At 65.8% G+C, this 6,779-nt stretch carries 8 protein-coding genes and 1 pseudogene; 3 read left to right on the top strand and 6 right to left on the bottom strand.

Features of this window, described 5'->3' with window-relative positions; translation table 11 throughout:
• Positions 1-118 (bottom strand): annotated as a pseudogene (locus tag ACE3SL_RS15730) (class II aldolase/adducin family protein); the annotation flags it as partial.
• Between the two features lie 272 nt (positions 119-390).
• Here ACE3SL_RS15730 and rpsU point away from each other — a divergent pair.
• Positions 391-597, top strand: coding sequence for a 30S ribosomal protein S21 (rpsU, locus tag ACE3SL_RS15725; RefSeq protein WP_003047635.1), 207 nt, complete (start codon positions 391-393; stop codon positions 595-597).
• Between the two features lie 521 nt (positions 598-1,118).
• Entirely contained in the window at positions 1,119-1,652 is a 534-nt protein-coding gene (locus tag ACE3SL_RS15720; RefSeq protein ID WP_374526664.1) for an FKBP-type peptidyl-prolyl cis-trans isomerase, read from the top strand.
• Between the two features lie 33 nt (positions 1,653-1,685).
• On the opposite strand, the gene ACE3SL_RS15715 is transcribed toward ACE3SL_RS15720, so the two are convergent.
• The 5 genes from ACE3SL_RS15715 to pyrE form a co-directional block, all read right to left on the bottom strand.
• Positions 1,686-2,786, bottom strand: a complete 1,101-nt coding sequence (locus tag ACE3SL_RS15715; protein ID WP_374526663.1) for an AI-2E family transporter — start codon at positions 2,784-2,786, stop codon at positions 1,686-1,688.
• Positions 2,787-2,809: 23 nt separating this feature from the next.
• On the bottom strand, positions 2,810-3,655 hold the full coding sequence (lepB, locus tag ACE3SL_RS15710) for a signal peptidase I (RefSeq protein ID WP_374526662.1): 846 nt from the start codon (positions 3,653-3,655) through the stop codon (positions 2,810-2,812).
• Positions 3,656-3,657: 2 nt separating this feature from the next.
• Positions 3,658-4,059, bottom strand: coding sequence for a holo-ACP synthase (acpS, locus tag ACE3SL_RS15705; protein WP_374526661.1), 402 nt, complete (start codon positions 4,057-4,059; stop codon positions 3,658-3,660).
• A gap of 121 nt (positions 4,060-4,180) precedes the next feature.
• Positions 4,181-4,918: a pyridoxine 5'-phosphate synthase gene (locus ACE3SL_RS15700; RefSeq protein ID WP_374526660.1), complete on the bottom strand. Its 738-nt coding sequence runs from the start codon at positions 4,916-4,918 to the stop codon at positions 4,181-4,183.
• Positions 4,915-5,499, bottom strand: coding sequence for an orotate phosphoribosyltransferase (gene pyrE, locus ACE3SL_RS15695; RefSeq protein WP_374526659.1), 585 nt, complete (start codon positions 5,497-5,499; stop codon positions 4,915-4,917). Before pyrE ends, ACE3SL_RS15700 begins: the two co-directional genes overlap by 4 nt.
• A 230-nt stretch (positions 5,500-5,729) precedes the next feature.
• On the opposite strand from pyrE, the gene coxB reads away from it, so the two are divergent.
• Positions 5,730-6,779 (top strand): cytochrome c oxidase subunit II (coxB, locus tag ACE3SL_RS15690; RefSeq protein ID WP_374526658.1); only part of this gene is annotated, 1,050 nt, incomplete at its 3' end.

Below are 6,779 nucleotides of genomic sequence, written 5' to 3'. Positions count from 1 at the left end.
TGAAGATCATCTCGTCCCAGCCCATCATCGCGAAAATGCGATAACAGGCGGCGAGTTCCTGCCGCGCCGTCCATTCGGCTTCGCTATACTTGCTGTTGCGCTTGAGCTGGGTCGCCATCGCCTGATCCTCTTCCGATATCGGTTTTGTCCTGCTACCTATGCCACAGGAGCAGGGGGCGGCACAATCCTGTCCGCGGGGGCCTTGCGCGATCCATCCCGCGCTTCGTCGCGCGGGGGCTTGCATTTCGGCGCGAATCCCTTTAGTTGGCACAGCATCGGAACGTCGCGCATTCGCGGCGCTCTTTTTATTGCCCGAATATCGGCGATTTGCGGCAGACCGGAGCATCCGGTGGCTCGGATCGTTTTGACGAACAGGAGACGACACGGCGTATGCAGATCATCGTTCGCGACAATAATGTCGACCAGGCCCTTCGCGCGCTCAAGAAGAAGCTGCAGCGTGAGGGCGTGTATCGCGAAATGAAGCTGCGCCGTCACTACGAAAAGCCCAGCGAAAAGCGCGCCCGCGAGCGCGCCGCCGCTGTCCGCCGCGCCCGCAAGATGGAGCGCAAGCGGATGGAGCGCGACGGTATCAAGTAAGACCGTTTCCCGTTCGGGATCCTGATTCGAGAAAAGGGCGCCGCGGCAACGCGGCGCCCTTTTTCGTTTGGGGCGAAAGCGGGATTGGCCGGTTCCGGCCGAGAGTTGCGGCACTCTCTCCCTTCGTCATTCCCGCGAAAGCGGGAACCCAAGGATGGGTAAGCGGACGGACGCTCTGGGTCCCCGCTTTCGCGGGGATGACGAAGTAAAGTAAGGGCAGCGTCCGCTCCCCACCCCAAAATCGCCGCAGCCCGACCCGGAAAAAATCGCTGTCCTACTTTATCCTGCCATGCCAGCCTTGACGCTGCTCTTTGACATCGCCGGCTTTCGCGAACCCTCCCTAAAGCGACAAAGGAGACAGTTTCGGCGTGCGCGTCGGTATCCTTTGTCGCTTTAAGCTCGCTCCACAGACGTGATGCGCCTCGCAGGCACGATTGCCTCTGGACCGTCCCGCACCGCACCGCCTATAGGCGTCGCCGACATTTCAGCTCCTTTTTTCGGGGCAGGGGAAGGACAAGAATATGAGCGTCACGACGGTTCCGCTGCGCCCGGTCAGCAAGGGCGGCCTCTGGCTGATGTGGATCGGCCTCATCGCGCTGCTCGCCGCCGGGGCGGCTTTCGCCTTCACCGGCACGCCGAAAATCGGGTTCGAGACCGTGAAGGCGGGCACCGGCCCCAGCCCCACCGCCACCGACGTCGTCCTCGTCAAATATGAGGGCAAGCTCGACAACGGCACCGTCTTCGATGCCAACGAACAGACGCCGATGCAGGTGTCGCAGGTCGTCCCCGGCTTTTCCGAGGCGCTGACGCGGATGCAGAAGGGCGGCAAGTACAAGATCAGCATTCCGCCCTCGCTCGGCTATGGCGCGCGCGCGGTTGGCCCGATCCCGGCGAACAGCACGCTGCACTTCACCGTCGAACTGCTCGACTTCCGTTCGGAGGCAGAGGTGCGCGCGATGCAGCAGATGATGCAGCAGCAACAGATGATGCAGCAGGGCGCGCCCGGCGGAGCCCCCGGCGCCCCCGGTGCTCCGGCACCCGCGCCGCGGCAGTAATCGATACGACCCGAGATAACAGGCGGCGGCGGGCTAGGGGCTCGCCGCCGCTTTCCTTTTGGCGGCGCCTGCGTTGCGCTCGGCCTCGCGTTCGAGCGCGACCTTGATCATCGCGACGATCGGGTCGGCGAGGAACAGCCCCATGATGCCGAGCAGCGCGCCGAACAATATCTGCGCGCCGAGGACGAGCGCGGGGGCGAGATCGACCGTCTGCTTCGCGACCATCGGCACGATCAGATAGCCATCGACCGTCTGCACGATGAAATAGATCGCAATCGCCCACAGCCCGGCATCGGTCCCGGCCGAGAAACCGACGAGCACCAGCAGCACGCCCGACACGATCGCGCCGATATTGGGAATGAAGGCGAGCAGGCCGGTGAGCAGCCCCATCAGCGCCGCCATCGGGATGCCGACCATCAGGCAGGCGAGCCAGGTTCCGACCCCCTCGACGATCATGCCGACAAGGCGTCCCGCCATCAGCCGGCGCAGCGTGAAGCCCATGCGGGCGGTGGTGATGTAGAAATTCTCGCGGCTCTTTATCGGCAGCATCCACGCGATGCCGCGTTCGTAAAGCCGCGGTTCGATCGCGATGAAGATGCCGAGCACGACGATCATCACCAGACTGGTGAGCGCGCCGAGGACGGTGCCGACTGCTGCGGTCACGCGCCCGACGGTTCCGGCCAGATTGTCGGTGATCGTCTTGGTATCGAATTCCAGATTGCCCATGCCATGCGCGCTCGCCCAGGCGGCGATGCGCTGGACCTGGCCCATGACGACGGTCTGCAGTGTCGCGGCCTGATCGGCGATCTGCGAGCCCGCGAACATCACCGTCCACGCGAGGAAGAGGGCGAGCGACAGGCAGACGATCAGCAGCCGCCAGCCGCGCGCGACCGGCAGGACGCGGCCGAGCAGGCGCGCGCCGCCGTCGAGAATCGCCGCGACCACGATCCCGGCGAAGATCAGCAGGATCGGCTGAATCAGTACGATACACAGGCCGATGACGAGCGCGAGGCCGAGCCACGCGCTCGCCTTCAGCAATTCGGTGCGGAGAAGCTGGCTGCGGATTTCGGTGGGGCCGGGGGCCTCGGCCTCGACCCTGGCCTGCGCCTTGGCTTGTTCCTTCGTCGCGGCCATCGGGATTCCTTGTCGCTTATCGGTTATTTCGCGCTTTCATCATGCGCGGGGCGCAGGTTGGTTCCCGCACGGCCTGAACGAAGCGCCCTGAACCAGCTCAGCGGATTATACCATTCCGCGGTTCCATCGGTCGAGAAACTGATGATCTCGGCGCGGCCGGCGATCGCGTCGAACGGCACCGGCCCGCCGAGGCCCTTCTGGTTCACCGACACGCGGCTGTCGGCGCTGCCGTCGCGGTTGTCGCCCATCAGGAACAGATGATCGGCGGGGATTTTCACCGGCCCATAATCGTCGGTCATATAGCCGGGCCCCATGTCGATCGTGTCGAAAGTCGCGCCGCCGGGGAGCGTTTCGCGCACGATCGGCAGTTCGAGCACTTGCCTCCCGCTCGCGTCGCGGGTGAGGAAGCGGCCGAGGCTGCTGTCGGGTCCGGGCATATTGGCATCGACCGGCACGCTCAGCATCGGCTCGACCTCGCGCTTGACCGGCTTGCCGTTGATGAACAGCGCGCCGCCCTCGAGTTCGATCGTGTCGCCGGGCAGCCCGATCACGCGCTTGATATAATCGACGCGCGTGACCGGATGTTCGAGCACCACGATGTCGCCGCGCGCGGGCAGCTTGCCGAACCAGCGGCCGGCCTTTTTCGGTGCCAGGTGAAAGCTGACCGAGGCATAGGACCAGCCATAGGGATATTTGCTTACCACCAGCCGGTCGCCGTTGCGGAGGACCGGCATCATCGAATCGGACGGGATGTAAAAAGGCTTGGCGACGCAGCTATGGATGCCGAGCACGAGCAGCACGATCACCACGATGTCGCGGATCAGCTTGCCCCAGCCGCCTTCATCCTTCTGTCCCGCCGTCTTCGCCATGCTCAGTCCTTGATTGCCTCGATGATGACGAAGGCCTGCGCCCAGGGATGGTCGTCGGTCAGCGTCAGGTGGATATGCGCACTATGCCCCGGCGGGACCATCTCGGCGAGCCGCGCCGCCGCGCCGCCGGTCAGCGCCAGCGTCGGCGCGCCCGAGGGGGCGTTGACGACGCCGATGTCCTTCATGAACACCCCGCGCTTGAAGCCGGTGCCGACCGCCTTGGAGAAGGCCTCCTTTGCGGCGAAGCGCTTGGCATAGGTGCCCGCGCGGGTGAACGGCCGCCGCGCCGCCTTGGCGCGCTCGATATCGGTGAAGACGCGATTCTCGAACCGCTCGCCGAAGCGGTCGAGCGAATTCTGGATTCGTTCGATATTGCAGAGGTCGGAGCCGAGTCCGATGATCATGACGGCCCCAAAAGGTCGTCATTGCGAGGAGCCGAAGGCGACGCGGCAATCTCCAGCCATCGGCCTCGCGCAAGGCCGATGGCTGGAGATTGCTTCGCTTCGCTCGCAATGCCGAAATTCTTCATCCCCGCGCCTCGTCCATCAGGTCGCGCATCCGGCGCACCGCACTTTCGAGCCCGGTGAAGATCGCCTCGCCGATCAGATAATGGCCGATGTTGAGCTCGGCGAGCTGCGGGATGGCGGCGACTGGAACGACATTCTCATAGGTCAGTCCATGTCCGGCGTGCGGTTCGATCCCGTTCTTCCACGCGAGCGCGGCGGCGTCGGCGAGGCGGCGCAGTTCGGCGGCGCGCTCCTCGCCCTCGGCATGGGCATAGCGGCCGGTATGGAACTCGACGACCGGCGCCTTGAGGCGCATCGCCGCCTCGATCTGGCGCGCGTCGGGTTCGATGAACAGGCTGACGCGGATGCCCGCATCGTTCAGCCGGGCCACGATCGGCGCAAGGTGATTATGCTGCCCCGCCGCGTCGAGCCCCCCCTCGGTCGTGCGCTCCTCGCGCTTTTCGGGGACAATGCAGGCGGCGTGGGGGCTGTGGCGCAGCGCGATCGCGACCATCTCGTCGGTCGCCGCCATTTCGAGGTTGAGGGGCAGGGTGGTCGCCGCCTGGATGCGCGCGAGGTCGTCGTCGCGGATGTGGCGCCGGTCCTCGCGCAGATGCGCGGTGATGCCGTCGCCGCCGACCGCCGCGACGATCTCGGCCGCGCGCACCGGATCGGGATGGCCGCCGCCGCGCGCGTTGCGGATCGTCGCGACATGGTCGATGTTGACCCCCAGACGCAGGCGACCGGGCGCGCTCAATTCGCGCGGCTCCCCGGCTTGATCGCCGGCGTCCCCGCCAGTTCGGGCGGCAGCTCGTTCTCGGCATAGGTCGGGAAATTGATCGCGACGAGCGGATAAAAGGGCACGCCGAGGTCGATATTGCTGCCCGCCGAGCGATCGACGAGCGCGGCTTCGGCCACGATTTCGCCGCCCGCGGCGCGCACTGCGTCCATCGCCTCGCGCGACGAAAGTCCCGTGGTCACGACATCCTCGACCATCAGCACCCTGGCGCCCGGTTCGATGGCGAAGCCGCGCCGCAGTTCGAAGGTGCCGGTCGGGCGCTCGACGAAGATCGCGGGCTTGCCGAGCGCGCGGCCCATCTCATGCCCGATGATCACCCCGCCCATCGCGGGCGAGACAACGATATCGATCGCCTGCCTGAGGTCGCGCGGCAGCTTGGCGGCGAGCGCGGAGGCGAGCCGTCCGGCACGCTCGGTGTCCATCAACACGCGCGCGCATTGCAGATAATATTCGCTGTGGCGGCCCGAAGAGAGCAGGAAATGTCCCTGCAGCAGCGCGTCGGCGGCGCGGAACTCGGCCAATATGTCGTCGTCGGTCATGGGAGAAGGGTCTTTTGTCCTGTTGCGCCCGCTTGCGAGGGGGGCGGTTTCGGCAGCGAGAAATTGCCAGCCGGAAAATAGTGTTAGAGATGCTTGAGGCAAGCGGCAAGCGGGTCTATAGCGCCCGCGAGATTCAGCCTTGGGGACGGCTGCCGCGACGCATGTCCGGTGCCCGAACAAAGGGGTTGGGGCATCGATAAGAACAACAGGCAACGGGCGGCACTATCCTTATGAAGAGCTTGAAAACCCCTGTAATCAAGGCGTTAATCGCAGCGGCTTTGTCGCTCGGCGCGGTGGGCGCCGTGCAGGCGGCGGCACCTGCCGCGGCGCCGGCCGCTACCACGGCGGCGACTCCGGCTCCGGCCGCGCCCCTCGCGGCAACGACGACAGCCGCTCCGGCTGAAGCCGCCAAGGCGACCGCGCCTTCGGGCGATGCCAGCTATGTTCCGATGAAGCCGACCGCCGGCGTCGGCCAGCCGGTCGATGCAGGCATCAATTTCCAGCCGCAGGTCACCCCGATCGGCGAGCAGGCCTATTGGTTCAATCATGTGATCCTGCTGCCGGTGATCACCTTTATTTCGCTCCTCGTCCTCGGTCTGCTGCTCTGGGTGATCGCACGCTACCGCACCAAGGCGAACCCGGTGCCGTCGAAGACGACGCACAACACCTTCATCGAGGTGATCTGGACCGCGATCCCGGTCCTGATCCTCGCGGTGATCGCGGTTCCGTCGATCCGCCTGCTCGCGGCGCAGTATGAGCCGCCGAAAAAGGACGCGCTGACGATCAAGGTCACCGGCTATCAATGGTATTGGGGCTATGCCTACCCCGACCAGGGCATCGCCGAATATGTCTCGAAGATGCTGCCCGAGGACAAGGCGAAGGCCGCCGGCGAGCCCTATCACCTCGCGGTCGACAACCGCATGGTCGTTCCCGTCGGGCGTCAGGTGAAGCTGATCATCACCGGCGCCGACGTGATCCACAGCTTCGCGGTCCCGTCCTTCTGGACTAAGATGGACGCGGTTCCGGGCCGCGCCAACGAAACCACCTTCACGCCCACCAAGGTCGGCGTCTACTACGGCCAGTGTTCGGAGCTTTGCGGCGTCGATCACGGCTATATGCCGATCGCGGTCGAGGTTCTGCCGGTCGACAAGTGGAAGGCCTGGGTCCGCTCGAAGGGCGGCAACCCCGATGGTCCGGCGCCCGCCGCGGCCCCGGCTGCTGCCGCTCCGGCGCCCGCCGGGCCGGTCCCGGCCACGACGACCGAAGCTCCGGCTGCCGCG

This window comes from Sphingopyxis sp. (assembly GCF_041916015.1).
Lineage (GTDB): Bacteria > Pseudomonadota > Alphaproteobacteria > Sphingomonadales > Sphingomonadaceae > Sphingopyxis.
This window is presented reverse-complemented; position numbering and strand designations above follow the sequence as displayed.